22 protein-coding genes are annotated in these 26399 nt (G+C 70.4%); 5 read left to right on the top strand and 17 right to left on the bottom strand.

Annotated features, from left to right (window positions below; translation table 11 throughout):
• Positions 1-434 precede the first annotated feature (434 nt).
• Complete coding sequence (locus ABZ923_RS21240; RefSeq protein WP_361473972.1) at positions 435-1970, top strand: AMP-binding protein; 1536 nt, start codon at positions 435-437, stop codon at positions 1968-1970.
• Between the two features lie 380 nt (positions 1971-2350).
• On the opposite strand, the gene ABZ923_RS21245 is transcribed toward ABZ923_RS21240, so the two are convergent.
• The 8 genes from ABZ923_RS21245 to ABZ923_RS21280 form a co-directional block, all read right to left on the bottom strand.
• Entirely contained in the window at positions 2351-3679 is a 1329-nt protein-coding gene (locus ABZ923_RS21245) for an LLM class flavin-dependent oxidoreductase (protein ID WP_361473975.1), read from the bottom strand.
• Positions 3676-4734 carry an aliphatic sulfonate ABC transporter substrate-binding protein gene (locus tag ABZ923_RS21250; RefSeq protein ID WP_361473977.1) on the bottom strand — a complete coding sequence of 353 codons (1059 nt, stop codon included), beginning with the start codon at positions 4732-4734 and terminating at the stop codon, positions 3676-3678. Before ABZ923_RS21250 ends, ABZ923_RS21245 begins: the two co-directional genes overlap by 4 nt.
• Positions 4735-4777: 43 nt before the next feature.
• Positions 4778-5509, bottom strand: a complete 732-nt coding sequence (locus ABZ923_RS21255; RefSeq protein ID WP_361473980.1) for an ABC transporter ATP-binding protein — start codon at positions 5507-5509, stop codon at positions 4778-4780.
• Complete coding sequence (locus ABZ923_RS21260; RefSeq protein ID WP_361473983.1) at positions 5506-6399, bottom strand: ABC transporter permease; 894 nt, start codon at positions 6397-6399, stop codon at positions 5506-5508. The genes ABZ923_RS21255 and ABZ923_RS21260 overlap by 4 nt, the downstream gene beginning before the upstream one ends.
• Positions 6396-7292 (bottom strand): TauD/TfdA family dioxygenase, encoded by an 897-nt coding sequence (locus tag ABZ923_RS21265; protein ID WP_361473986.1) that lies wholly within the window; start codon positions 7290-7292, stop codon positions 6396-6398. The genes ABZ923_RS21260 and ABZ923_RS21265 overlap by 4 nt, the downstream gene beginning before the upstream one ends.
• A 790-nt stretch (positions 7293-8082) precedes the next feature.
• Positions 8083-9324: a vanadium-dependent haloperoxidase gene (locus tag ABZ923_RS21270; protein WP_361473989.1), complete on the bottom strand. Its 1242-nt coding sequence runs from the start codon at positions 9322-9324 to the stop codon at positions 8083-8085.
• Positions 9325-9388: 64 nt separating this feature from the next.
• Positions 9389-10858: an MFS transporter gene (locus tag ABZ923_RS21275; RefSeq protein ID WP_361473992.1), complete on the bottom strand. Its 1470-nt coding sequence runs from the start codon at positions 10856-10858 to the stop codon at positions 9389-9391.
• Positions 10859-11680: a 2-oxoglutarate and iron-dependent oxygenase domain-containing protein gene (locus ABZ923_RS21280; protein WP_361473995.1), complete on the bottom strand. Its 822-nt coding sequence runs from the start codon at positions 11678-11680 to the stop codon at positions 10859-10861.
• 701 nt (positions 11681-12381) lie between these two features.
• Between ABZ923_RS21280 and ABZ923_RS21285 the strand changes: the two genes are divergently transcribed.
• Both ABZ923_RS21285 and ABZ923_RS21290 read left to right on the top strand, forming a co-directional pair.
• The gene (locus ABZ923_RS21285) at positions 12382-13416 is read left to right on the top strand and encodes an NADP-dependent oxidoreductase (RefSeq protein ID WP_361473998.1); all 1035 of its coding nucleotides are present in this window, start codon (positions 12382-12384) and stop codon (positions 13414-13416) included.
• A 49-nt stretch (positions 13417-13465) separates the two neighbouring features.
• Positions 13466-13876 (top strand): MerR family transcriptional regulator, encoded by a 411-nt coding sequence (locus ABZ923_RS21290; RefSeq protein WP_361474001.1) that lies wholly within the window; start codon positions 13466-13468, stop codon positions 13874-13876.
• Between the two features lie 503 nt (positions 13877-14379).
• Here ABZ923_RS21290 and ABZ923_RS21295 read toward each other — a convergent pair.
• Positions 14380-15831, bottom strand: coding sequence for an amino acid permease (locus tag ABZ923_RS21295; protein ID WP_361474003.1), 1452 nt, complete (start codon positions 15829-15831; stop codon positions 14380-14382).
• A 680-nt stretch (positions 15832-16511) separates the two neighbouring features.
• Here ABZ923_RS21295 and ABZ923_RS21300 point away from each other — a divergent pair.
• Both ABZ923_RS21300 and ABZ923_RS21305 read left to right on the top strand, forming a co-directional pair.
• A complete protein-coding gene (locus ABZ923_RS21300) occupies positions 16512-17246 on the top strand; it encodes an FCD domain-containing protein (protein WP_361474006.1) in 735 nt (244 codons plus the stop codon).
• Positions 17247-17317: 71 nt separating this feature from the next.
• Positions 17318-18787, top strand: coding sequence for an APC family permease (locus tag ABZ923_RS21305; protein ID WP_361474009.1), 1470 nt, complete (start codon positions 17318-17320; stop codon positions 18785-18787).
• A 29-nt stretch (positions 18788-18816) separates the two neighbouring features.
• On the opposite strand, the gene ABZ923_RS21310 is transcribed toward ABZ923_RS21305, so the two are convergent.
• The 8 genes from ABZ923_RS21310 to ABZ923_RS21345 form a co-directional block, all read right to left on the bottom strand.
• A complete protein-coding gene (locus tag ABZ923_RS21310) occupies positions 18817-19209 on the bottom strand; it encodes a DUF2267 domain-containing protein (RefSeq protein WP_361474012.1) in 393 nt (130 codons plus the stop codon).
• A 170-nt stretch (positions 19210-19379) separates the two neighbouring features.
• Positions 19380-19880 carry an Hsp20/alpha crystallin family protein gene (locus tag ABZ923_RS21315; protein ID WP_361474014.1) on the bottom strand — a complete coding sequence of 167 codons (501 nt, stop codon included), beginning with the start codon at positions 19878-19880 and terminating at the stop codon, positions 19380-19382.
• A gap of 47 nt (positions 19881-19927) precedes the next feature.
• Positions 19928-21742, bottom strand: a complete 1815-nt coding sequence (locus ABZ923_RS21320; protein ID WP_361474016.1) for an FAD-dependent oxidoreductase — start codon at positions 21740-21742, stop codon at positions 19928-19930.
• Positions 21742-22005 carry a UBP-type zinc finger domain-containing protein gene (locus tag ABZ923_RS21325; protein ID WP_361474019.1) on the bottom strand — a complete coding sequence of 88 codons (264 nt, stop codon included), beginning with the start codon at positions 22003-22005 and terminating at the stop codon, positions 21742-21744. Before ABZ923_RS21325 ends, ABZ923_RS21320 begins: the two co-directional genes overlap by 1 nt.
• Before the next feature lie 5 nt (positions 22006-22010).
• A complete protein-coding gene (gene trxA / locus ABZ923_RS21330; RefSeq protein ID WP_361474022.1) occupies positions 22011-22457 on the bottom strand; it encodes a thioredoxin in 447 nt (148 codons plus the stop codon).
• Positions 22454-25093, bottom strand: a complete 2640-nt coding sequence (clpB, locus tag ABZ923_RS21335; RefSeq protein WP_361474025.1) for an ATP-dependent chaperone ClpB — start codon at positions 25091-25093, stop codon at positions 22454-22456. Before clpB ends, trxA begins: the two co-directional genes overlap by 4 nt.
• A complete protein-coding gene (locus ABZ923_RS21340; protein WP_361474028.1) occupies positions 25084-25458 on the bottom strand; it encodes a chaperone modulator CbpM in 375 nt (124 codons plus the stop codon). Before ABZ923_RS21340 ends, clpB begins: the two co-directional genes overlap by 10 nt.
• Positions 25455-26393 (bottom strand): J domain-containing protein, encoded by a 939-nt coding sequence (locus ABZ923_RS21345; RefSeq protein WP_361474030.1) that lies wholly within the window; start codon positions 26391-26393, stop codon positions 25455-25457. Before ABZ923_RS21345 ends, ABZ923_RS21340 begins: the two co-directional genes overlap by 4 nt.
• Positions 26394-26399: the final 6 nt, after the last annotated feature.

Genomic DNA, 26399 nt, shown 5'->3' on the forward strand with positions numbered 1-26399 from the left:
ACTCCGTACGACCGCAGCTTCCGTGGCCCTCCGGCCGGAGCCGGGAACTGGGAAGAAGGCCGCCATCGGTGTCGTCGGCATCGCGATGATGGCCATCGCGGCCATCACCCGGCTGCTGGTCACGGCCGCATTCCCGGCTCCCCTTCGCAGCAAGCGGCAAGGACCCCGCCGTCGGCCGCTTCCCGGCCGTCTCCGGCTACAGCTCGCTCGTGCTCATCGCGTCCCTCGCCATCGGGGCACTGATCATTTCCCCCTACAAGGACGTGCCGGGAAGCGACGCCGCGTGGATCAGCCGGATGCCCCTCCTCATCATCGTCGACGGCGCGTACGGCGTCCCACACCCGCAATCACCTACCGCTGCCAGACCGAGTTCCTGACCACCCCGGCCACCGCACATGTCCACGGTCAACGCACTTCCTAGGAGAGCCGCTGCAATGCCCCAGCCCATCATCCCCCTCACGCGGGCACGTGACCCCTTCCCCCAGGACGGCCTGATCAGGGACGCGGGTGGCGTCCCCCACTACGCGAACGTGCCCGCGACCCTGCTCGACCTTCTCCGTCATCACGTCGAGGTACGGCCCGACGCCGAGGCGCTCGTCGAGATCGGCGGGGACCGACTCACGTACAGACAGCTGTGGGAACGCGCCATGCGCGTCGCCGGCGGTCTTCGCGCTCTCGGCGTGGCACACGGGGACCGGGTGGCCGTACGGTACCCGGCGGGCACGAACTGGGTGCTCGCCTTCTGGGGCACGGTCATGGCCGGCGGCATCGCCGTCGCGGTGAACACGCGGTCCGCGCAGCCGGAGGTCGAGTTCGTCCTCGAGGACGCCGGCGTGCGGGTCGACCTGCCGGCCGACGCGCCCCTGCCCGACGGGGTGCCGTACGTGACGGCGGACCCCGACCGTGACGATGTCGCCATGCTCTTCTACACCTCGGGGACGACCGGACATCCCAAGGGGGTGCCCACCACCCACGAGGCGTTCGTCACCAGCGTCGAGAACACGATCCGCTGCCTCGGCATACCGCGCGACACGGGTTCCGGCCTGCGGACCCTGATCTCCGTGCCGTTGTTCCACGTCACCGCCTGCAACGCACAACTCCTGGTCGCGGCCTACATCGGCGGCACGTCCGTGATCATGCCGACGCTGGACCTGCCGGCTCTGACGGAGGCGATCACGACCGAGCGGATCTCCTTCCTGGTCACCGTGCCCGCGGTGTACGCCCTGCTGCTGCGCCACCGGGCCTTCGCCGGTGCCGATGTGTCCGGGGTGCGCACGGTGGCGTACGGGGGCGCGCCGATCGCACCCGTCCTGGTGCAGGCTCTCCGCGAGGCGTTCCCGCAGGCCAGGGTCCTCAATGGGTACGGCATGACCGAGACGGCCGCGCTGATCACCGTCCTGCCGGACGACGACGCCGCCGAGCACGCCGATTCCGTGGGATACGCGGTGCCCTCGGTGGACCTCGGTGTCCTCCCCATCGGTGACGATCCGAACCTCGGCGAGCTGGTGGTCCGCGGTGCCAACGTGACGGCCGGCTACTGGAACAGGCCGGGGGCCACGGTGGCGACGGTCGTGGACGGCTGGCTGCACACCGGTGACATCGTCCGGGTGGACGAGGCCGGACGCGTCCACATCGTCGACCGGGTCAAGGACATCATCAACCGGGGCGGGGAGAACGTCTCCAGCGTGGAGGTCGAAGCCGCCCTGCTCTCCGCGCCCGGTGTGGCCGACGCCGCGGTCCTCGGTGTGCCCGACGATGTGATGGGCGAGAAGGTGGGAGCCGTCCTCTACGGCGCCCGGGACGAGATCGACCTTCCCAACGTCATCGCACACTGCCGGGATCTGCTCGCCGACTTCAAGGTCCCCCAGTACGCCACCGTCGTCACCGAGGCGCTCCCGCGCAACGCGGGGGGCAAACTCCTCAAGAGCCGTATCCGGGAACAGGTGCGGTGGGGTGTCCCGCTGCGATGACGCCCCCCAGGGCAGGGCGGGGTGGGGCCGCCGGCTGCCCGCCCCACCCTGAGCGTCCGGCGCCCCCTGGCCGAGCTGTCCGAGGCAGGGACTGCGCCGACGCCTGCCGATCACGAATCCCTGGACGAGCTCGTGGCAGGACCAGGCCGAGGGACTGCAACTGACAGGTGAGGGCGGGCTGCTGTGGTCTTCCCGGCGCCGTTCGGGCCGAGCGTCCGAAGAGGGCTCCGTCCGGTATCTCCAGGTCGAGCCCGGCCACCGCGGTACAGCCGTCTTCGTGTGTCTTGCGAAGGCCCTCGGCTCGCAGCGCGGGCGGACTCCCGCCGCTCCGGGATGTGGAAGCGGCGGGAGTCGCGAGCGGGTCAGGCATGGAAAGCGGGTCAGCCATGGAACTGGTTCGCCGGGACCGGGAGCCCGTAGTGCTCGCGCAGGGTCGTGCTCTCGTACTCCTCGCGGAACAGGCCCTTGCCGCGCAGGATCGGCAGCACGTGTTCGGCGAAGGCCGCCAGGCCCGACGGCAGGGCAGGGGCCATGATGTTGAACCCGTCCGCGGCACCGCCCTCGAACCAGGCGATGATGGTGTCCGCGATCTGCTCGGGCGTGCCGACGAACTCGAAGTGACCGCGCCCGCCACCGAGCCGCGAGATGATCTGCCGGACCGTCAGCTTCTCGCGCACCGCGAGATCGATGATCAGGTCGGAACGGCTCTGCGAGCCCTCCAGCTTCGGCCTGGCCAGGATGAAGTCCGGGAGCGGCTCGTCGAGCGCGAAGACCGACGACTCGGTCTCGAACACGGCGGCCAGCTGGCGCAGCCCGTACTCCGGAACGCGCAGCTCGTCGAACTGCCGCGCGAGCGCCCGGGCCTCCTCCTCGGTCGACCCGATGTACGGGACGATGCCCGGCAGGACGATGACGCCGTCCGGGTCGCGCCCCGCGGCCCGGGTGCGGGCCTTGATGTCGGCGTAGAAGGCGGCCGCGCGCTCGTACGTCGTGTGCGCGGTGAAGATCGCCTCGGCGTGGCGGGCCGCGAAGTCCTTGCCGTCCTCGGAAGAGCCGGCCTGGACGAGCAGCGGGTGACCCTGCGGCGGACGCTCGACATTGAGCGGGCCGGCCACCTTGAAGTACGTGCCCTGGTGGCCGAGCCGGTGCAGCCGCTCGGGGTCGGCGTAGCGTCCCGTGGCCCTGTCCGCGAGGACGGCCTCGGACTCCCAGCTGTCCCACAGTGCCTTGGCGACCTTCAGGAACTCGTCGGCGCGGGCGTAGCGCTCGGCGTGGCCGGGGCGGTCGTCGAGGCCGAAGTTGGCCGCCTCGTCGGCGCCTGCCGAGGTGACGATGTTCCAGCCGGCGCGGCCGCCGCTGACGTGGTCGACGGACGCGAGCCGGCGGGCGAGGTTGTACGGCTCGTTGTAGGTCGACGACACGGTCGCGATGAGACCGATCCTGCTGGTCGCCTGGGACAGCGCGGTAAGCAGGGTCAGCGGCTCGAGCTGGCCCGGCGGACGGAACTCGCCGGTGCCGATGAGGGCGGGGCCGTCCGCGAGGAACAGCGAGTCGAACTTGGCGCTCTCGGCCAGCTGCGCCAGTTCGATCCAGTGCCGCAGGTCGAAGTCCGCCCGGGGGTTGCTGTCCGGGAGCCGCCACGCCGCCTCGTGGTGGCCCGCTTCCATGAGGAAGGCGTTGAGATGGAGCCGCCGCCGTCTCCCGCTCATGAGGTGACCTTCAGCTTGGAGCTGTCGTAGCCGGCCGGGAGGAGGTTGTCGGTGATCGACTTGACGTCGACCTTCTTGGTGATCTGGCCCGCCTCCAGGAAGGCGTCGGCGAGCTTCTGCTCGAGCCCGATGTCCGACTGCTCCACCGGGGTCACCCGGTTCGAGTAGGCGGCCAGGGACGCCTTGGCGTCGGCCAGCGGGATGCCCTGCTCCTTCGAGAGCGCCTGCGCGTACTTGTCGGGGTTCTTGACGGCCCAGGCGAACTCTCGCGAGAGCCTCTTCAGGACGTCCGTGAGGGCCGCCCGCTTGGTCTTGTCCTTCAGCGACGTGTCGGTCGCGACGTAGTAGCTGCTCGTCTGGTCGATCGGCGGCAGACCCTTCACCAGAACCCGCGCACCGTTCTTGACCGCGATCGCCGACTGCGGGTTCCAGATCGACCAGGCGTCCACCTTGCCGGTGTTGAACGCCGTCGCACCGGCCGCCGGGTCGAGAAAGACGAGCTTGACGTCCTTGGGAGTGAGACCGACGCTCTTCAGCGCGTTCAGGGCCAGGCCGTGGGCGGAACTGCCCTGCGGAACAGCGATCCTCTTGCCCTTGAGGTCGGCAGCGGTCTTCAGCTTCGAGCCCTTCGGCACGATGATGTTCTCGACCGCCTGGTCGGGCGTGAGCGAGCGGTTCACGGCGACGATCTTGAAGCCGTACTCCTTCGCGGCACCGGTGATCGGCGGCACGTCGCCGACGCTGCCGAGGTCGATGTCGCCCGAGGCGGCGGCCTGCACGAGCGGCGGGCCGTAGGTGAAGCGGGCGAACTTCACCTTGTACGGGGCGTTGTCGAACACGCCGGTGATCTTCGCCAGCTCCTGGCTGCCGTCACCCCCGTTGTCGCCGACGGTGAAGGTGTACTTGCTCCACTCGGGGTGCTTGGCGTCGCTCGTGTCGGCGGCGTTGCTCAGCGGCGCGTCGGTGTCCGACGACGACGATCCGCAGGCGACCAGGGTGCCCGCCAGGGCGAGCGAGCCGACGGTTCCGATGAGTCTGGTGGTTCTCTTTCGCATGGGTTGTCGTGCTTTCTGTGCTGGTTGAGGGTTTTCGGGGAGATCAGTGCCGGCCGGCGAGGCCGAGGTCCTCCAGGAGCCGGGCGCGGAGTTCCTCGCGTGCGACGCTCGCTTCGCGGTCCGCGGCGGAGAGGTGCACATCGTGCGAGGTGCCGATGCGGCCGTTGCTCATGACGACGATGCGGTCCGCCAGGGCGATCGCCTCGTCGACGTCGTGGGTGACGAGCAGCATGGCTGCGTGGTGCTTGGTCCGGAGGGCGCGTACGAGGTCGTGCATGCGCAGCCGGGTGATGGCGTCGAGGGCTGCGAACGGCTCGTCGAGCAGCACGAGTTCAGGCTCCGATACCAGTGCCCGCGCGAGCGACACCCGCTGGGCCTCGCCGCCGGAGAGCTCCTTGGGCCATGCCTTCTCGCGGCCGTCGAGGCCGACCTCGGTAAGCACGTCGCGGGCACGCTGTTCCGCGTCGGGCCCGTGCAGGCCGAGCGTGACGTTGCGCAGGACCCGCTGCCACGGCAGCAGCCGGTCGGCCTGGAAGACGATCGCACGCTTCGCCGGGACCTCCACGCGCCCGTCGTCGGGCCGGTCCAGTCCGGCGAGCAGCCGCAGGAGGGTGCTCTTGCCGCAGCCCGACGGGCCGAGCAGGATCACCAACTCCTCGTCGGCGATCGTGAGGTCGAGGTGGTCGAGCACCACCCGGTCACCGAACCGACGGACCACCTGCTCGACGGCGACCCCGGTCTGCCGACGGGGCTCGGTCGCGACTGCGCTGCTCATGACGCCTCATAACTGGGTCGCCACCGCAGCAGCACCCGCTCGAGAGCCCGGACGAACTGGTCGGCGAGCAGACCGAGGAGCGAGTAGATCACCAGCCCCACGAAGACCTGGTTGGTCTGGAGATAGGTCTGCCCCTGGGTGATGAGGAACCCGAGTCCCTTGTCGGCGTTGACGGTTTCGGCGGCGACGAGGCCCAGGACGCTGTACGCGAGGGAGAACCTCAGGCCGACCAGGAACCCCGGCAGGGCTCCGGGCACCAGCACGCGCGTCACCAGGCGCCAGGTGCCCGCGCCCGTCGTGCGTGCCATCTCGATCAGCCGCTGGTCGACGCCCCGGATCGCGGCGAAAAGGTTGAGATACATCGGGACACCGGCTCCGAAGGAGATCAGCAGCACCTTCGTGAGCTCGTCGATGCCGAACCACACGATCATCAGCGGTAGCACCGCGAGGAGAGGGATCGTGTTGAGTACCTGTACGAGGCCGTTGAACAGGTACTCTCCGCTGCGCAGCAGCCCGCCGAGCACTCCGGTGACGATGCCCACCGTCAGACCGATCGCGAGACCGATACCGGCTCGCTGCAGCGAGATGGCCAGGTCGGGCCCGAGGACGCCCTGCTGCCACAGGTCGGCGGCGGACTTCACGATCGAGGTCGGTGCCGGAGCGTAGGTCTTCGACACCACTCCGGCCCGAGCGAGTACCTCCCAGGCGAGGAGGACAACGACGGGAGTCGTGTAGATGCCCAGCGGCCAGCGCAGGCGTTCGCGGATTGTGCTGAGCGACGTTCGGCGGCGGGCGTCCCGCGGTAGGAAGACCTCGCGTTGCCGCGCGCTCGTCGTCCCTGTGTCCGGGCTCTCGGTGACGGCGGGCGCCTTGAGGCTGAGCTCGGTCATGCCGCCACCGCCAGCACGCTGCTGTAGTGCGAGGCGTCGCCGACGAGTTGCTCGCTGTGGCGTCCGTCGACGCCGACCGGTACGTCTCCGGCGATCGTCACCCGGTTGAGGCGGCGGGGGTGGTCGTCGTAGTTGTCCACTCCGTAGTGCTGGGTGATCCGGTTGTCGAAGATCAGCAGTTGGTTGGGCGCCCAGGTCCAGCGCAGGATGTTCTCCGGGCGGGTCACGTACGACTGGAGGATGCGCAGCAGATCCGCCGAGTCGCTGTTCGACAGGCCGACGATGCGCTTGGCGAACCCGCCGATGAACAGTCCGCGTTCACCCGTCAGCGGATGCAGGCGCACAACCGGGTGCTCGGCCTCGTAGGGCGTCGAGGCGAAGACGCGGTCGTACTCCTGCCGCTGCGCCGTCGCGGCCGAAGGGCGGGCGTAGTCGTACTGGTTGGTGTGTACGACGCGCAGCGAGTCCGCGAGGGCACGCAGTGGTTCGGGCAGGTCGCGGTAGGCCGTTGTGGCGTTCGCGATGAGCGTCTCGCCGCCGTACGGGGTGGTCACGACCGACCGCAGCGTGGTGACCTGCGGCGGGTTGACCACGAAGGAGACGTCCGTGTGCCACTCGTTGGCCTTGGACGTCTCGCTGTCGACGGCGAGCACGTTCGTCGTTCCGTCGGCGGCCGGCACGTTCGGGTGGGCGGTGGTGAGGTCGCCGAACCAGCCGGCCACCTGCTCCTGACCGGCGTTGTCGAGGTTCACGTCGTCGAACACGATCGCCTTGTGCTCGTTGAGGGCGTCACGGAGCGCCGTGACCGTCGAGGGTTCGGGCGGCGCGGTGAGGTCGACGCCCTCGACGACCGCGCCGATGCGGCTGGTGAGTTTGCGGATGGACGGAGGCATGAGGGGTCCCTCCCGGGCAGACGGGCACGCCAAGGGGTGCTGGACATCGGGGCGTTGGGTGAAATGGGCTGGTACTGCGCAGGACTGATCGACCACACGCGGAACGCTGGGCTGGGCGGACCGGAGAGAAGAGCATGTGGCCGCAGGACCGCTACAGCCGCGTTCTCAGCGACCGCGTCGGCGTGCGCGAACAGGCTCCCGGCTCACACGAGGAGGAGAGGAGAGGGGGAGCCCTCAGGAGGTGGAGACGACGATCCCGCGGGCGGACATCGCAGTGTCGGCGGCTTCACACCGCCGCTGCCAGGCACACGCCATGGGCGCACACTGGCCGCCGCCGGGGAGCACTTCCCGGGTCAGCGACAACAAAACGCGCTGGAGACGTGCGCCAGATCGATGTGGCGCCGCCGGGTCAGGTCCACGCGCGGGTTCATGGTTCGGGAGTTCAGCAGATGTCCACCAGGTTGGTCAAGAACTCCCCGGACAGGTCTTGCATTGCGGACACGGAGAACGTCTCCGCATCTTCGGGACACGCTCACGCCACCTTCCGGCAACAACGACCGTGAGGGCACGCCCACGGGGTCGGGCATGATCACTCGCAAGTCGCCGGTCTCCTGGCCGCTGCACGAACGGCATGGCGTCTTCCGCCGCACCGGCACCCTCCGCTCGGTCACCTGCCGCCCAGGCGCACCGGGACCGGACTCCCCGGCGGTCGTGGCCCAAGGCACGGCGTGACGCGGCGGCGGCGTTCGAGTGAGCGCCGCCGCCGCGAAGCCGGTGAGTGCGCGGAGGGTCAGCGCGGAGCGAGCAGTCGTCCCGTGTTCAGCAGGACGTGCCGTGCCACGTTCGTGCCAAGCGTGATCCCCGCCTCGTCGGCCGACCGGGTGTGGATACCGGAGAAGACGCGAGCGTCGACGTTCTCGTCCGAGAGTTGCCGCCAGGTGGTGTAGGTACGGGTCACGCCCGGCGCGGTGGGACTGGTCAGTGCGAACGGAGCGGTACGCGGACCTGCGAGTGCCGACAGGACGGTCTGCGCGGCGCCCGCGTAGGTGTTGTGGCCACTGGGGTAGTCCGGGTGCGCCGGCGTGGTGTGCAGCGGCGTCCAGTCGGGGTCGGGGTCGATGCTGCCGGTGCGGATCGCGGTCACGGGACGCCAGCGTTCATGGGCGTACTTGCTGTCGGAGGTGGCGATCTGCGTGTCCACCAGCGCCACGTGGAACAGCGCGACCAGCCGCGCCTGCCCGGCGATGCCCTGGTCCGTACGGGAGAGCGCCACCCGCAGGGGCTCGGTGTAGAGGGTCAGGGAGGAGCCGAGCCAGAAGGTGGCGGTCTCGGTTTGGCGGGCACTGCGCACCGTACTGTCGACGGCGCCGTACGCCCGTACCTCCGCAAGGTCGGCGGCATAGCGCCGCGAGTCCAGAGCGGGCGGCGGACCGAGCCGGAACTGGCTCTGCGTCCTGAGCAGGAACGGCTTGGCGAGACGGTTGCCGTACTGGGCCGCCGGCGCGTAGTCGGGTGGCGTCGGCTGCCACACGCCCGGCGCCGCGGGCTTCACCGGATAGCGTGCGTTGACCGAGGCGGGGTCGAGTCCGTCGCCCTGTCTCGACGCGAGGAGGAGGTCCGCCTGTCGCTCTCCCGCCGTGACGCCCCGCTCTTCGGCCGGGCCGTCGGGAATCGCGTCGAGAGTCTCCTTGAACTTCGCATCGAGCTGCTCCGTCCGGCTCGGGGCCAACGACACCAGCGCGCGGTGCACGGCCCCGGCGAGCGCCGCCTCCCGATACGCACCGCGGTCGACACCAGCGGGCACGCTCCGGGTGGCCCGCGCGGCTGCGAGCCAACTGATGGACCACGTACGGCTGTTGGTGATCTGGGTGGGCGCCCCGGCCGTCGCGATGGTCTCGGCTGTCGCGTCGTACCAGGCGAGAGCCGTGGACGTACGGCCGGCGGCCGAGGCCTGTGGAACGGCGGCGGACGCGGTCAGCAGCGCCGCCGCGCCCAGGACGACGAGGGCGGGCCGGGTTCTGCTCGAACTCACGTGTTCTCCTTGGGTTTCGATGGGGTGAGGTGCCGACGGGGTGCGGCACCCGCGCCACGGGTGGTCAGGTCGTCTCCTTGGGGCGGGGGACCACGACGGCGCCGTTCGCCGACGCGAGTGCCGACGGGCGGCGCGGCGTGGCGGCCCGGCGCAGCAGGGACAGCAGCAGGGCCACGGCGAGCAGGCCCGCGCAGACACAGGAGGCCAGCGCGTACCCGGCCCGGGGGTGACTGCCTTCCGGCGGACCGGAAGCGGCGCGCAGATACACGGCGGGGACGGCACTGAGGCAGACGGCCGCCGCGATGCGCTGGGCCATCTGCAGGATCCCGCCACCTACTCCCGCGGCCTCTGCCGGAGCGTGCTGGAGCACCTGAGCCTGGTTGGGCGAGACGGTGAGACCTCCGGCGACGCCGGACATCAACTGCGTTGCGGCCAGTGCCACCGGCAGTACCGCCGTCGGCAGACAGAGCGCGACTGCCGCCCCCGTCAGCGCGGCGCCGATGCCCAAAGTCAGGCCGACGGTCACCGTACGGGATCCGATCCGTCGTACCACCCGCCAGGCGAGGGCCGAGGAGATACCCGTTCCGGCCGCCCCGGGGAGAGTGATCGCCGCCGTGAGCAGGGCGGACAGGCCGAGCCCGTCCTGCAGGAAGACGGTGAGCACGAGGAATGCGGCCAGTGAGGAGCCGAACTGAGCCATCGCGACAGCCGTACCCAGCACATACGGCTTCGACGAGGTCAGCGCCGGGTGCACCAGCGGCGGACGGCCCCGTCGTACTCGTAGATGCTGGTGCACGGCGAAGACGGCTGCCGGCCCGCACACCGCGATGGCCCACCCGAGCACCGCTCCCCCGCTGTCCGGAGTGCGGATGAAGGGCACCATCAGTGTCAGCGTGCAGCCGCAGAGCAGACCGAGGCCGAGGACGTCCAGCCGGGAGTCGCGGGCGGTGCGCCGGGGCGGGGGCAGCCATCGGGCAGCGAGGGTCAGGGTGAGCACCGCGCACGGTGAGCTCAGCAACAGGCAGCACCGCCAGCCCGCCCCGGGGCCGAGCCCGGCGACGAGCGCACCGCCGAGCGGTGGGCCGAGGGCCGTGGCCACACCGCCTGTGACCGCGTACAGGCCTAGCGCGCGACCACGGGCCAGGCCGTGGAACACATCCTGAATGGTGCCGATCACCTGCGAGTTGACGAGCCCGGCCGCGGCACCCTGCACCAGCCGGGCACCGATCAGGGGCTCGGGCCCTCCTCCGGTCGCGGCCGTCACCCCGGCCAGGAGGAAGACCACCACCCCGGCCATGAAGAGACGCTTGCGGCCGTGCAGGTCACCGAGGCTGCCACCGGGGACGAGGGCCAGGCCGAAGGCCAACGAGTACCCGGCCACGATCCACTGGACGTCCGCCCCGGTGGCCCCGACGGACTCGCGCATGCTCGGCACGGCGATGTTCAGGACGGCCTGGTCCAGCAGGGTCGTGGCGCCCGCGGCCATGCACACCAGCAGCACCCGTCGTGCGGCGCGGTCTTCTCCCGGGAGCATCTATGCCTGCCGGGACGGCCGCTGCAGGGGCAGGTGGTGGGGCAGCGTGCGGCCCGTGCCGTGGGTACGGAACACGCCGCGTCGGCGCGGCTTGGGGATCACGAGCTCGACGAAGTCGCACGTCGTCACGGCCAGTCCGGCCAGGACTGCGGTGGCCGTGAACCGGACGGGGGCGGTGCTGCGGCGCGCCGTTGTCCGGGGCGTCGATGAACCTCGGCTCGGCGCCACCAGTTCCTCAGGGAGGTGCAGGGGCTCGACGACCACGTCCGGGCGCGGGCCGAGGAAGAAGGGAATCGAGTAGCGGTGAACGCCCGACGGCGGGCTCACGACGCGGTGCTGAGTGGCGAGGTAGCCGTGGTCCTTGTACGCGCCGACCCCCTGGTCGGCCTCCTCGGCGGCGCGCGGAGGACAGTGCACGATCTTCACGTGCGCGGCCGCCTCGCCGTCGAACCACTGGTACCCCTCGTCCTGTCCGAGCGTCGCCGCGGGCGCCCGCAGCACCTCACGGCTCACCCGCAGCGCGTCCGCCTGCCGGCGCAGCACGATGTCCCTCAACTCCGGTAGCGTGCAGCGCCATTGATCGGAGCCGATCACGCTCGCTGCCCGCCGTGTATTCGGTGCCGGTACGCGTATAACCCCGGAACTGCGTGCAACGCTCAGTACCCCCTCCCGCAGTGCTGCGGGGATGCCGTGACCGGTGACGTGGAAGAAGCCCACCTCGTGCGCGGCGGAGCGGAGCTCGGCGAGGAAGGCGTCACGGCCCGTGTCCGGGGCGCGGAAGCGGGAGGTGTCGACGACAGGCAGGGCTGTGGAGTGGGCCATGGGGGATTCCTTCACGGCAGGGCTGACGCGGGCGCCTCACAGCTACGCCCGGAGAGCGGCTGGTTGAGGGCGAGAGAAGGCTGCAGACAGAGAGAAGAGCGGAATCGCGAGCCGTCGAACAGCGATCAGCGACAGACCTGGTCGAACTGGTCGGCGCGGCGACTCACCCAGAACGGGTCGAGCAGCACCGTGTGCGCCGGGCCAGTGGTCTCCATGGCCCGGATCAAAGCACAACAGGAAAGATGCGTCCACCATGCGTTCCAGCGGGTGAGATGCCTCTCCGCCATGTTCGACCTTGGCACCCACAGGGGCGGGCGACGTACGTTGAACGGGAAGGCTCCCTCGAGTAACGAGGTGCGGGACGCGGCCGCCGGGTGGCCGCGTCCCGGGGCTGCCAGGGCAGTACTGGACCGTCCTCCACGCGTCCCGACGGACGACACCGGGGTGGACCTTCCCCTCTCCGACACAGCGCGATCAGGGCGACCACCACGTCGGAAGCTGGTGCGGCGCTTCGACGCCGGCGGCTGTGTAGTGCCGGCAGACGCCATGAACACCCACGACATCGGCCGCGTCGCGGCGGTACGCGTCGACGCCCTTGCCTTTGACGCGCGCGTCAGGGATTAGCGTCTGGGCGCCGACAGCCGGAGCGGTCCGGCCGGCACAGCCCGCGCTCACCCTCGAATCCGTTCAGGAGCCCCGACATGGCCGCTGTCCTGCCTTCCACGACCCGCGAGATCCTGCTGGCCGACCTGCCCGGCGGGCTGCCAAGGCCCGAGCACCTCACGATCACGCAGAAGCCGGTCCCCGTTCCCAGCCCGGGACAAGTCGTCGTCCAGAACCGGTACTTCCTCGTGTTCCCGGGGCTGCGCACTCTGATCGGCGGCCAGGCCGACGGCGTACCGCTGCCCCGCATCCGCGCCGGAGAGTCGCTGTTCGGACCAGCGGTCGGTGAGGTCGTCGCGGCCGCGACCGGTGGTCCGCTGCGCCCGGGAGACACCGTCACGCACCTGTTCGGGTGGCGTGAGCACGCGCTGGTGCCGGCAGCCGAATGCACTCCGCTGGGCGATGTCCTGCCCGATCCGGTGGCCCATCTGTCGTCCGGGTCGGCAGCCTACGGAGCACTGACCCGGCTCGCCGAAGTCCGCCCAGGTCACACCGTGTTCGTCACGGGCGCGGCGGGAGCCGTGGGAACGCTGGCGGGCCCTGTCGCCCGTCTGTTGGGCGCGACGAGGGTCGTCGGGAGCACCCGTTCACCTGACAAGGCCGAGCGGCTGCGGACCGAACTGGGCTACGACGCGGTCGTGATACCGGGCCCGAGGCCGATCGACGAGCAACTGGCGGAGGCGGCGCCGGACGGCATCGACGTCCTGCTGGACACCGTCGGCGGTGAGCAGTTGGCCGCGGCGGTGCGAGCCGCGCGCCGGGGTGCACGCTTCGCACTGGTCGGCGCGCTGGCAGGTCAGTTGTCGCCCCGCCGGGACGGTGGCAGCGCACCCGCGGAGATCGACACCTTCCGGCTCGTCAACCAGGGCGTCGCACTGTACGGCTACCGCGGCGCGGACCATCCGCAGGTGACAGAGGAATGGACCAGGCGTTTCGGGGACTGGCTGCGCTCCGGCGAGATCGCCTTCCCCCATGTACGGATCCAGGGCATGGATCACGCTCCTCGTGCGTTGCAGGAACTGTTCGAGGGGCGTCACTTCGGGACCGTTGTCGTGGAGTTGCCGCCAGGGTGATACGTCGTGGCGCCGGGTCGCGCCGACAGAAGCTGAGGCGAGGTCGGACATGAGGATCGGAGATGCGGCGGCAGCGGCCGGGACCACCCCGCGGGCACTGCGGTTCTACGAGGAACGGGGCCTGCTGCCACCGCCACGGCGCACCGCCACCGGGCAACGTGCGTACGGGCCGGAGGAGGTGGCCAGGGTACGAGTCGTCCGTGAGCTGCTGGCACTCGGGCTCACCGTCGAGGATCTGCGCAGTGTCGCCGACCGGATCGGCCTGCTGGTCGAGAATCCGCGACGGCCGTGCGAGAACGCCGACTCCGACGTCCCCGGCTCCGGGGTGGTGGACCGCAGACTCGCGGCCCTCGACGCCGAGATCGACCGCCTGACCCGCCTGCGCACCCGCCTGGCCCTGCGCACCTACGGAAGCCGTGACGACCCGTCCTGGCCGGCAGGGTCGGTCCCCAGAAGTTGACGCATGTCAGGAACCACTCGCCGACTCCTTGCCCCCGCGACAGCAAGCACGGTCTTGCCGTGGGTACCCCCGGCCCGAGGAGCCGGTGGATTTCGGCGACATCCGCCCCCGGGACGACGGTAGGACAGGCGCGGGGAAGCACTCCGAAGGCGAGCACGGCCGCCGGAGGTCGGACCGGCGGGGGCCGGGGTGTCCCCGAGTCGTGAGGCCCACGTGCCGGCGGTCCGAGTCCTGGGAGTGGTGCTTCAGGAAGTCGGCGATCTGCACCCGTGCAGATCCGTGCTCGCGATCGCGCCCGATCACGTCGGGGTGCTGCAGGGCAACCCGGGAGAGTTGGGACTCGGGCGAGACCTGCTCGCTGATCGTCACGTGATGCGCAGGGAGCAAAGCGGTCCCGGGTGCGGTTCTGCATCAGCGGTCCGGGCCGTATGGGGCGGCGGCGGTGCGGGGGGAGCGCACCACCGCCGGTCGAGGGCAGGCTGTCGCCCTACAGAGCCCGGTCCCTAGGACGGGGTGACTTCATGCGTCCTGTTCCGCCCCAGCCGTTGGCGGACGAGTGCGACGGCCACGACGCCGATGGCCACCAGGGTGGAGAGGATCACCTGGTCGCGGCCGCCGCCGTCGGCCGTGTCGGTCAGCATGTAGCCGAGCACGAACGTGATCAGGGCGATGGTGGCCCAGGTCAGGTAGGGGTAGAGCCACATCCTGACAACGAGCTTCTCCGGCGACTCCCGCTGGATGATCTTCCGCATCCGCAGCTGGGAGAAGCAGATCACCAGCCACACGAACAGGGCGATCGCACCGGAGGAGTTGAGCAGGAACTGGAAGACCGTGTCGGGCCACAGGTAGTTGAAGGCGACCGCGACGAAGCCGAAGACCACCGAGGCCAGGATGGCCGCCCGCGGCACACCGCGCTGCGTGGTCCGCCCGAACGCGGCCGGGGCGTCGCTGCGCCCGCCGAGGGAGAACGCCATCCGGGAGGCCGTGTACAGGCCGGAGTTGAGGCACGACAGCACCGACGTCAGCACGATGGCGTTCATGATCTGCCCGGCGTGCGGGATGCCGATGGAGCTCAGGGCGGCGACGTACGAGCCGTCCTTGAGGATGGCCGGGTCGTCCCAGCGCAGCAGCGACACCACGATCAGGATCGAGCCCAGGTAGAACACCGCGATCCGCCAGATCACGCTGTTGGTGGCCTTGGTGACCGCTCCCCGCGGGTCGGCGGTCTCCCCGGCGGCCAGCGTGACGATCTCGCTGCCCATGAAGGAGAAGACCACCATCAGCACACCGGTGAGGATCGCACCGGGTCCGTTGGGCAGGAAGCCGCCGTGTGCGGTCAGGTTGGAGAAGCCGGACGCCGGGTGGTCCGAGCCGGGCAGCACGCCGAAGATCGCGAGGGCGCCGAGCACGATGAACGCGGCGATGGCGACGACCTTGATGCCGGCGAACCAGAACTCGAACTCGCCGTAGGAGCTGACCGAGGCCAGGTTGGTGGCGGTGAGGACGAGCATGACGATCAGCGCCCAGCCCCACTGCGGGACCGCCGGTACCCAGCCGGCGAGGATCTTCGCACCGGCGGTCGCCTCGACCGCGAGCACCACGACCCAGAAGAACCAGTACAGCCAGCCGATGGTGAATCCGGCCCAGCGGCCCAGCGCACGGTCGGCGTAGGCGGAGAACGAGCCGGAGGTGGGATTGGCCGCCGCCATCTCGCCGAGCATCCGCATCACGAGGACGACGAGGACACCGACGAGCAGGTAGGAGATCAGGATGCCGGGGCCGGCGGCGGCGATGCCGGAGCCGGAGCCGACGAACAGGCCGGCGCCGATGACACCGCCGATCGCGATCATCGACAGGTGCCGGTTCTTCAGCCCGGCCTGCAGGCCGGATCCTTCCGAGGGGCTCTCGGTGGTGGTCACCGGGTCGGGGGCGGAAACAGGGGGACGTGTGGTCATCTCGACATCCAGGGTCAGATGGGGACGAGGAAAGGTTCCGGCGGGATCGGTCGGGGTGGCCGCATGGATTCCGCCGGGCGGGGCGTGCGAGGTCCGGGTAACGGGGCGGGTGGCGATCACGGTCGCGGAGCGGGCATGGTGGACCGTGCCTCCGGGCAGGTGCCTGCTGGACCGGTCGTGCCGGTGGTGGTCACGGGTTGTGCCGGTGGCGGTCAGGAAAATAGTTCACGACGATCGAAAAAAACAAGAGTCCCGGCACCCGCTCCATGGGATCCGTTCGCCGTCCACCGACGGCGCCCCAGCCCGTACGCACCCTGCCGACGGATCCCGACGACGCTCTCGTCGGGGCGCGAATTCCCTGCTCAGCCCCATAGTGACCCGCCGACGGCCCGACCTCTTCCGCCGGCTTGCGGACCGATCGCGGCAAGGTCTTGTTTAACTGTTCACCTTGCTCTAATTTCTTGCTGCATCGCGATCCGCTCCTCCCGTCGCGACACCTCTCCTCCCCCTGGGAGCCACTCATGCATCACACCGTGGCGTCGTCGCGGGAACCACCCGCGGCCCTGCCCGCTCACAGGTCCCGGTCGGCCGGACCGTCACGTGCCGGGCCCCGCCCCGGCGCGCCGAACCGTGTTCGTCGCGGGCCCCGACCGCGATCAGCGGGCCGTTAGAGTGGCGCCGTGGTGAATGCAGCGGGCAAGTTCGGGCCTTACAACCAACCGGGCCCGGCTCCTACGACCTCGGTCATCGGCGTGGCACACGCCCGCGCGCTGCCTTTCGGGGGCCAGAGCGGATCCGATCTCGTCCGGTCGCGGATCGCTCTACGGGTACGTCTGCGATCCGTGCAGCCCGGGGACCGACTGCCGGACGCCGGGGTCCTCGCCGAGGAGCTGGGGATCAGTGAGATCACCGTGCGCCGCGCACTGGAGGGCATGTGCCAGGACGGCCTGCTCGACCGACGGCGCGGCCGCGCGGGCGGCACCTTCGTCGCACCGGACTGGGACTCGGTCGTCGCCCTGATGCACGACGCCGACGAGGCGGCTTCACTGGACGCCTTCCATCTGCTGCTGGAGTGCGGTCTCGTGGCGCACGGTTCGGGAGAGGTACCGGCCGAGCGGCTGGACGGGCTTCGCGCGCTGGTCGAGGAGATGGAACGGACCGACGCCCCAGCCCGCCTGGCCGAGCTGGAGACCCGCTTCCACCTGGACCTCGCGGAGGCACTCGGCGGCGCGGGAATCCGTGAGTTCGCCGCCGATCTGCTCGGCCGGCTGAGCCTGCTGCTGCCCGGACCGCGGCCCGAGGTGGTACGGGCGCAGAACCGCTGTCACGCCGACGTACTCACCGAGCTGGGGCGGGGTGCGACCGATCCGGCCGTGCGGGCGGTGAAGGCACACCAGCGAGCCCGGCACCGCTGACGCCCGGCCCGTCCCCGCCCGAACAGCCCGCGCACCCACCACGCCGCCACACCGCACGAGGAGTTGCCGCCATGCCCAACCCCGGAACAGGTCCGCTGTCCCCGGCGGGCCCCGTCGGCGGCGCGCCCCAGCGGCTGCGCGGCGGCGTACTCGGCATGGCGGACATCGCCGCCGCCACGATGGCCAACGTCGGCCCGGCCATGAGCTTCTTCTTCGGTTTCGCCTTCCTGGCCACCACCGCGGGCGTGGCGTCGCCCCTGACCATCGCGGCCGCGGGTGTCGCGGTCGCGCTCCTCGGCAACACGCTGGCGGAGTTCTCCAGGGCGCACCCCTCGGCGGGCAGCTTCATCACCTTCGTCGGCAGAACGTTCGGACCGGTCAGCGCCGTGACCACGGCGCTGCTGGCGGCGCTGGGCTACATCATCGCGATGGCCGGCGTCGTCTCGATCTCCGGCGGGTTCGTGCAGATCACCCTGCACCACTACACCGGCGTGGACCTGCCGTGGATCATCTGGACGCTGCTGCTGACCGGGCTGGCGGTGGTGCTGATGCTGCGCGGGGTGGCCGTCTCCACCAAATGGGCCGGCTACTTCTTCGGCGCGGAGATGCTGGTGCTGGTCGTGGTCTCGGTCGCGGCGCTGGTGGAACACCGCGGCCAGCTGTCCTTCGACCCGTTCCTGCCCAGCCACATCAGCGACGGTTTCAAGGGGCTGGCGGCGGGCTTCCCACTGGCGGTGTACCTGTTCATCGGCTGGGAGAACTCGGCGGCACTCGCCGAGGAGACGGAGAACCCGCGGCGCAACGTCGGCCGCGCGGTGTTCTCCTCCGTCGCGATCATGACGGTGAGCTACATCCTCTTCGCCTACGCCACGGTCACCGGCTTCGGCTACGACGTGAACAGACTCGGGGCCTCCCGGATCCCCTTCATCGAGGTGGCCCACGACACCCTCGGCGTGCTGGCGTTCCTCACCTACCTCGGCGGTCTGACCTCCACCCTCGGCGTGCTGATCGCGGGCATCAACTCCCAGGCCCGCCTGGTCTTCAACGCCGGACGCGAGGGTCTGCTGCCCTCCTTCTTCGGCTACGTCCACCCCGTCCGCCGTACCCCGAACAACGCGATCGTCACCTTCACCGCCATCGCCCTGCTGATCATCGGCGGCTGGGGCCTGGGCCACCTGCTGGGCTCGGACGGCGGCTCGATGAACCCGGTGGTCTTCTTCACCGAGTCCTCGACGCTCGGCGCCATCCTGATCCTGCTGGTCTACCTCGCCTCCAACATCGCCCTGCCGCTGTACTACCACCGATACCGCCCCCAGGAGTTCCGGACGGTACGGCACCTGGTACTGCCCGCGCTCGGCACGGTGGCCATCCTGGTCCCGCTCTACTACCTCGCCAAGCCCGGCCAGCCCGCACCGTACAACTGGTTCCCCTACGCCGCCCTGGTCGCCCTCCTCGCCGCCGTCGGCTACGCAGCCCTCCTGGTCCGCCGCGACCCGAGCCTGGCCGAACGCGTCGGATCCATCGTCGCCGATGCCGACTGACTTGCGTGTCGGCGGATCGCCTCACGGGCTCAGTCCGCGAGGTCGGCCTTGCCGAACAGGACCGCGTAACCGGAGGGAAGCTGGCTGATGATCTGATTCAGCTCGCCGCCGGTGACAGCGTCGGCGACGGTGGTCAGGACCGCGCTGGCGTCCCACTGCGCCGTACGAGGCCGGGCATGGGTGCGCTCGGCGACCAGGCGGTAGAACTCTTCGATCCCGAAGCTTCGCGCCTGCTGCGGCGCGGCATGGTCCAGGACTTGTCCCAGTGGGCCGGGCAGCTGGGATGCGAGGTCCTTGACCTCTCCCGGGCTGATCCGTTGGGCCAGCACTTCCAGCACGGCGTTGGTGACGTCCGCGGCTTCGTCCTGGTCGTTGTATTCGCCTCGCTCGCGCACACGGGCGAGGAATCCGTCGTATTTCATCGCTGACCTCCTTCGGTCGGATCCGTCCGCCGGCGCGTAGCTGCCGTTCGCAAGGCTCTTGGCCCGAGACTCACGCAGGGCACGGCGCAAGCGCCCGGAGCCCGAGGAACGGCCGCCCACCGCCTGTTCGAGTCGGTCGCCGCTCGTCGGGCCGGCTTGGCGCTCGCGTCTCAGCCGCTGCTCTCGGTGCTTTCTCTCGTCTCGGTGATCTCGACGTGTCGCGGCTTCGCGACGTCGGCCTTGGGGACGGTGATGCTGAGCACTCCGTCCTGCATCTCAGCCTTGATCTTGTGGGTGTCCAGTTCTCCGGGCAGCCGCAAACGGTATTCGAAGGCTCCGACGCGGCGGGTGCTGCGGCGCAGGACACCCTTGCGCTCCCGCTCCTTGATCTCTCCGGTGACGACGAGTTCGGGACCGTTGGCCTCTACGTCAATGTCCTTGCTCTTCACTCCGGGGAGTTCGATCTCTATGTGGAACGCGTCCTCGGACTCCGACACGTCCGCCAGAGGCGTCCACGCAACCGCGGGTGCCGCGCCCACCGTCGACTCCAGCAGGCCGCTCATCTGGTTGAGCAGTTCGTCGAACTCGACCAGGGGATTGAGAGGGGTGGGTGCCCAGACGGGCCTTCCCTGCAGGCCGCCACCGCGGTGGCGCCGGACGGGCATGGCCATCGCCATCGCCTCCTTCTTCCTTCTCGTGTCTCATCGTCCGCCATGCGTCATGCGAGCCATGCGGACTCCTTGTGACGTGTGCGTGGGGAGACGTCCGAGTGGCCCGCGACAGCCGACGTGCCCGTGGTGCCGGGTACGGCCGAGTGCCCCAGGTGCCGGTGCACGAAGTGGATGGCCATCGCGCCCTCACCGGCCGCGGAGGCCACCCGCTTCACCGAGCCGCTGCGGACGTCCCCGACCGCGAAGACCCCGGGCAGGCTGGCCTCCAGGGTCATGCACGGGCGCCCGCGGCCGTGCCACACCTCGGGGGAGGCGCAGGCTTCCTGGGCCTCCGGCCCGGTGAGGACGAAGCCGCGGGAGTCGAGGGCGATGGTGCCGGCGAGCCACTCGGTGTGAGGTTCGGCGCCGGTGAAGACGAACAGGCTCCGTACCGCCAGCCGGCGGTGCTCGCCCGTGCGGTTGTCGACCACGTCGAGCTCCTCCAGCACTTCCCGGCCGATGACCTCGGTGACCTCGGTGTGCAGGCTGACCTCCACCCGCGGATGGCGCTCGACCTGGTCGACCAGGTAGCGGGACATGTTGGCCTCAAGACTGGCTCCTCGGACCAGCAGGTGCACCTTCGGCGCGTACCCGGCGAGGAACAGCACCGCCTGGCCCGCCGAGTTGCCTCCGCCGACGACGGCCACCGGGTCGGTACGGCACTGCTGGGCCTCGTAGACGGTCGCCGAGTAGTGCACGCTCGTTCCCTCCAGGCGTTCGATGCCGGGCACCTGGAGCCGGCGGTAGCGGGCACCCATGGCCAGGACGACGGCGCGGGCGGCGATCTCGCTGCCGTCGGCGAACGCCACGACGTAGTGGTCGTCGTCCTTGGGATGCAGGCCGGTCGCCTCCAGCGGAAGGCTGATCCTGGCGCCGAACTTGTCGGCCTGGAGCACGGCGCGCTCGGTGAGTTCGGCGCCGGAGATGCCGGATGGGAAGCCGAGCAGATTCTCGATGCGGGACGACGTGCCGGCCTGTCCGCCGGTGGCCATCGCCTCCACCACCGTGGTGCTCAGGCCCTCGGAGGCGGCGTACACCGCGGCAGCCAGGCCGGCGGGTCCGGAGCCCACGATGAGGACGTCGCCGTGACGGTTTCCGGCGGGCAGTGACGGCAGGCCGATGAGCCGGGCCAGTTCCGCGTTGCTGGGGTTGCGCAACAGGGTGGTGTCCCGCCAGATGACGAGCGGTGTCTCCTCCGGGCCGACGCCGAAGCGGCGCAGCAGCTCCTCGGCCTCCTCGTCGGTCTCCAGGTCGATCCACCGGTGCGGCAGCCGGTTGCGGACGGCGAACTCGCGCAGCCGTCTGGTGTCGGGCGAGTAGCGCGAGCCGATGATGCGGAAGCCGGCGCCCTGTCCGACGAGCAGCGCGCGACGGCCCAGACAGGCACGCAGCACGACGTCCCCGATGGTGGAGTCCTGGGACACCAGGTGGCGCAACTGGTCCAAGGAGACGACGAGGACCTCGCCCGGCTCCCTGGCGACAGCGGTGTAGAAGGCCACTTGTCCGTACAGCAGCCCGAGTTCGCCGATGAAGCGACCGGGGCCGTGCACGCGCAGCACGTGCTCCTCGGGAGTGCCGTAGTCCTCGACGACGGCGACGGAACCGCTGAGGACGACGAAGAACGTCTCGCAGCGCTCCCCCTCCCGGATCAGCACGTCGTTCGGAGCCATGGTCCGGCGTTGCCCGTGCTGCGCCAGACGTGCTATCTGGTCCTCCGTGAGGCGCGGATACGCGCCGTAGATGTCCGGGGTCTCCCAGAAGGCGGCCTCGTCCGCTTTCTCCGGCACCGGTTGTTCGCCCGGCAGCGACTGGTCGCCGGACATCAGACGAACGCCTCGTGCACGTAGCACCAGCGCCATTCCTCGCCGGGCTGGAACGACTGCACGATCGGATGGGCGACGGCAGCTGCGTGCGTGCGCGCGTGCTTGTTCGGCGAGGAGTCGCAGCAGCCGACGTGCCCGCAGGTCAGGCAGAGCCTCAGGTGGACCCACGGGGAGCCGAGCAGCAGACACTCCTGACACCCTTCTGGGGTCAGCGGCTGGACCGGCCGGACGAGCGCGAGGTGGGGATCTGCGTGAAGGGTCATCCGGATCACCCTTTCCGGGCGGTGAGCGACTGTTCCACCCACTGGCGCAGAGCGGGGGCGGGCGCCGCCCCCGCCTGCCGGGCGACCGTCTCGCCCCGGTCGAGGATCAGCAGTGTCGGTACGGCCTGTACCTCGAAACGCTGCGACAGTCGCGGGTTCTTGTCGACGTCGACCTTGACGAGTTTGATGCGGCCGGCGAGATCGGTGGCGACCTTCTCCAGTGCGGGGCTGACCATGCGGCAGGGGCCGCACCAGGTGGCCCACAGATCGACCACGACGGGGACGTCGGCCCGCTCGGCGACCTCGGTGAAGTCGTCGTCGCCCGCGTCCACCATCCACGGCAGCGGCTGCTTGCAGTGGCCGCACCTGGGGCGGCCCTCCGCGGCCACGGGCACCCGGTTGGTGCGCCCGCAGTGGGGACACCTGACGGTCGTCGTCTGCATCGTGCTCATGCCGCCCGCGCTCCCTTCACGTCCTCGGGGTGGTCGTAGGTGACTACCAGCTCTCCATGTTCGGCGTCGACGCGGACCGTCGCGCCGTCCTGGACGTCACCGCGCAGCAGGGCGCGCCCGACCATCGTCTCGACCTCGTGGGAGATGTAGCGGCGCAGCGGCCGGGCCCCGTACACCGGGTCGTAGCCCTGGTGGGCGATCAACTCCCGGGCCGATTCGGTGAGTTCCACGGTGATGCGGCGTTCGGCGAGCCGACGGCGCAGTTCGTCGAACTGCAGCTCCACGATCCGCTCGATCTGCCGCTCGCCGAGCGGCTTGAACAGCACGATGTCGTCGACGCGGTTGAGGAACTCCGGGCGGAAGTGCCCGCGCAGCTCGCCCATCACCAGGGCGCGGGCGTCCGGCTTGATCTCGCCCTCGGCGGTGGCGCCGTCGAGGAGGTACTGGGAGCCGATGTTCGACGTCATGATGATCACGGTGTTGCGGAAGTCGACGGTGCGGCCCTGGGAGTCGGTGATGCGGCCGTCGTCGAGGACCTGCAGCAGGGTGTTGAAGACATCGGTGTGCGCCTTCTCGATCTCGTCGAACAGCACGACCGAGTACGGCTTGCGGCGTACGGCCTCGGTGAGCTGGCCGCCTTCCTCGTAGCCGACGTATCCGGGTGGTGCGCCCATGAGCCGGCTGACGGTGTGCCGCTCCTGGTACTCACTCATGTCGAGGCGGACCATGTTGTCCTCGGAGTCGAACAGGGCCGCCGCGAGGGTCTTGGCCAGCTCGGTCTTCCCGACGCCGGTGGGGCCGAGGAAGATGAACGAGCCGATGGGGCGGCGCGGGTCGCGGATGCCGGAGCGGGCGCGGATGATGGCGTCGGCGACGAGTTTGACGGCCTCGTCCTGGCCGATGACGCGCTCGCGCAGGATCTCGTCGAGGCGCAGCAGCTTCTCGCGTTCGCCCTCCTGGAGACGGGCGACGGGGATGCCGGTCCAGGCGGCGACGATCTCGGCGATCTCCTCCTCGGTGACGACCTCGCGCAGCAGCCGGTTCTGCCCTTGTTTGACGGCCAGCTGCTCCTCCTCGGCCTTCAGCCGGCGCTCCAGGTCCTGGAGGCGGCCGTAGCGGAGTTCGGCGGCGCGGTTGAGGTCGTAGGCGCGTTCGGCCTCCTCCGCCTCGTGGCGGACCTGCTCCAGTTCCTGGCGCAGCTCCTGCACGCGGCGGATGGCCTGCCGTTCGGCCTCCCACTGGGCGCGTTTGGCGTCGGCCTCGCCGCGCAGGTCGGCCAGTTCCTTGCGCAGTTCCTCCAGGCGGGCTTTGCTGGCGGCGTCGGTCTCCTTGGACAGGGCCGCCTCCTCGATCTCCAGGCGGGTGACGCGGCGGGTGATCTCGTCGAGTTCGGCGGGCATCGAGTCGATCTCGGTACGCAGCCGGGCGCACGCCTCGTCGACGAGGTCGATGGCCTTGTCGGGCAGGAACCGGTCGGTGATGTAGCGGTGGCTGAGGGTGGCCGCGGAGACCAGGGCCGTGTCCTGGATCTTCACGCCGTGGAAGACCTCCAGGCGTTCGCGCAGTCCGCGCAGGATGGAGATGGTGTCCTCCACGCTCGGCTCGTCGACCAGCACCTGCTGGAAGCGGCGTTCGAGGGCGGCGTCCTTCTCGATGTGCTTGCGGAATTCGTCGAGGGTGGTGGCGCCGATCATGTGGAGTTCGCCGCGGGCGAGCATCGGCTTGAGCATGTTGCCCGCGTCCATGGCCCCTTCGGCGGCGCCCGCGCCGACGACGGTGTGGAGTTCGTCGACGAAGAGCAGGATGCGTCCCTGGGCGGCCTTCACCTCGGCCAGCACGGCCTTGAGGCGTTCCTCGAACTCGCCGCGGTACTTGGCGCCGGCGACCAGGGAGCCCATGTCGAGGGCGAACACCGTCTTGTCGCGCAGGCCCTCGGGGACGTCACCGCGAACGATGCGCTGGGCCAGGCCCTCGACGATGGCGGTCTTGCCGACGCCGGGATCGCCGATGAGGACGGGGTTGTTCTTGGTCTTGCGGCTGAGGATCTGGGTGACGCGACGGATCTCCGCGTCACGGCCGATGACCGGGTCCAGCCGCCCGGACCGCGCCTCGAGGACGAGATCACGGCCGTACTTCTCCAGCGCCTCATAGGCCACTTCGGGGTTGGCGGAGGTGACGCGCTGGTTGCCGCGGACCTGGGTGAGCACGCTCAGGAACGAATCCCGGGTCACGCGGTGCTCCTTGAGCAGGCGTCCGGCGGCGGTCGCCGAGCCCTCCTCGGCCAGGGCGAGCAGGAGGTGCTCCACGGACACGTACTCGTCCTTGAGGCGTTTGGCCTCCCGCTCGGCGGCATCGAGCAGGCGGGACAGGCGCTGGGTGACGAAGACCTGGCCGGGTGCCGCGCCCGGACCGGTGACCTTCGGGCGGCGGGAGAGTTCCTCGCGCACGGCCGCGCGCAGCTGCTTCGGGTCAGTGCCGACCTGTTGCAGCAACCGTGGGATCAGACCGTCCTCCTGATCGAGAAGCGCGAGCAGCAGGTGTTCCCCGTCGACCTCGGTCTGCCCCATGCCGACGGCCGCGCTCTGGGCCTCCTGGAGGGCTTCCTGGGACTTCTGCGTGAGACGGTTCATGTCCATGGGGGTGTTTCCCTCCTCGTACCGGCGCGGCGCAGGGCGGCTTCGAGCATGCTGATGCGGTCCAGCAGGTCGAGCACCAGGCCGATGGATGCGTAGTTGAGGCACAGCCCGGTGCGCAGCCGCTGGACGCGGGCGAGGGCGGCCGGTGCCGTGGGTTCGAACACCAGCCCTCCGGAGGCGTCGCGCTCGGCCTCGACCAGGCCCAGAGCGACGAACCGGCGGATGAGGTCGGGATGGACCCCGGAGCGGCGGGCCACGGTCTGCAGGGAGAGCCTGGGCACCGGCACGATCGCGTACCGGACGCCTGTCGGCGCGGGAGCTGTCGGCCGAGACGCCTGGCGCGCCCCGGCGCGTGGGTCACTCATCGTGTACTCCTGGGGTCGAACGAGGAGACGGCGGCGAGCTCCTCGAAGAGTGCGCGCTCCCGGTCGCTGAGCCTGGACGGCACCATGATCCGGAGCTCGGCGTAGAGGTTGCCGTTCGTGCCGCGCGGGTTCGGCATGCCCTCACCGCGCAGCCGCAGCCGCCGGCCGCTGGACGAGCCCGCGGGCACGCCGACCTTCGCCGTCGCCCCGCTCGGCGTGGGCACCGGAACCGTCGCGCCCAGCGCGGCCTCCCAGGGGGTGACGGGAAGCTGCACGTACACGTCCCGGCCGTCGAGGCGGAACTGGGGGTGCGGCTGGATCCGCACCCGCAGGTACAGGTCCCCCGCGGGGGCGTCACCGCTGCCCCGGCCGCCCTCGCCCGCCAGCCGGATACGCTGCCCGTCGGTGACACCCGGTGGCACGTCGACCTCGTACCGCCGCGGCTGCCCGGTGGGACCGGCGAGCGTGACGGTGCGATGACCTCCGCGGTAGGCCTCCTCGACGGTGAGCGGTAGTTCGGCCTCCTGGTCGGCTCCGGGGACACGCACCCGTCCGGCGCCCCCGAAGAACGAGCCGAACAGGTCGTCGATGTCGACGCCCTCCGCGCCGAAGCCGCTGGTGGCGTACCGGACCCGGGGGCCGTCCCCGGTGGACCAGCGGAAGCCGCCGCCGGGTCCCGCGCCGGCACCGACCCGCTCCTCCCAGTCCTCGGGGACCTTCCGGAAGTCCTCGCCGAAGCGGTCGTAACGGGCCCGCTGGTCGGGGTCGGACAGGGCGCTGAAGGCGTCGTTGATCTCCTTGAACCGCTCCTCCGCCGCGGGGTCCTTGTTGACGTCCGGGTGGTACTTGCGGGCCAGCTTGCGGTACGCCCGCTGGATCTCGTCCTTGTCGGCGTCTCGCGGGACCCCGAGAACCTCGTAGAAGTCGCGTGCCATGGCCGC

It is taken from the genome of Streptomyces sp. NPDC046881 (assembly GCF_040645015.1).
GTDB lineage: Bacteria > Actinomycetota > Actinomycetes > Streptomycetales > Streptomycetaceae > Streptomyces.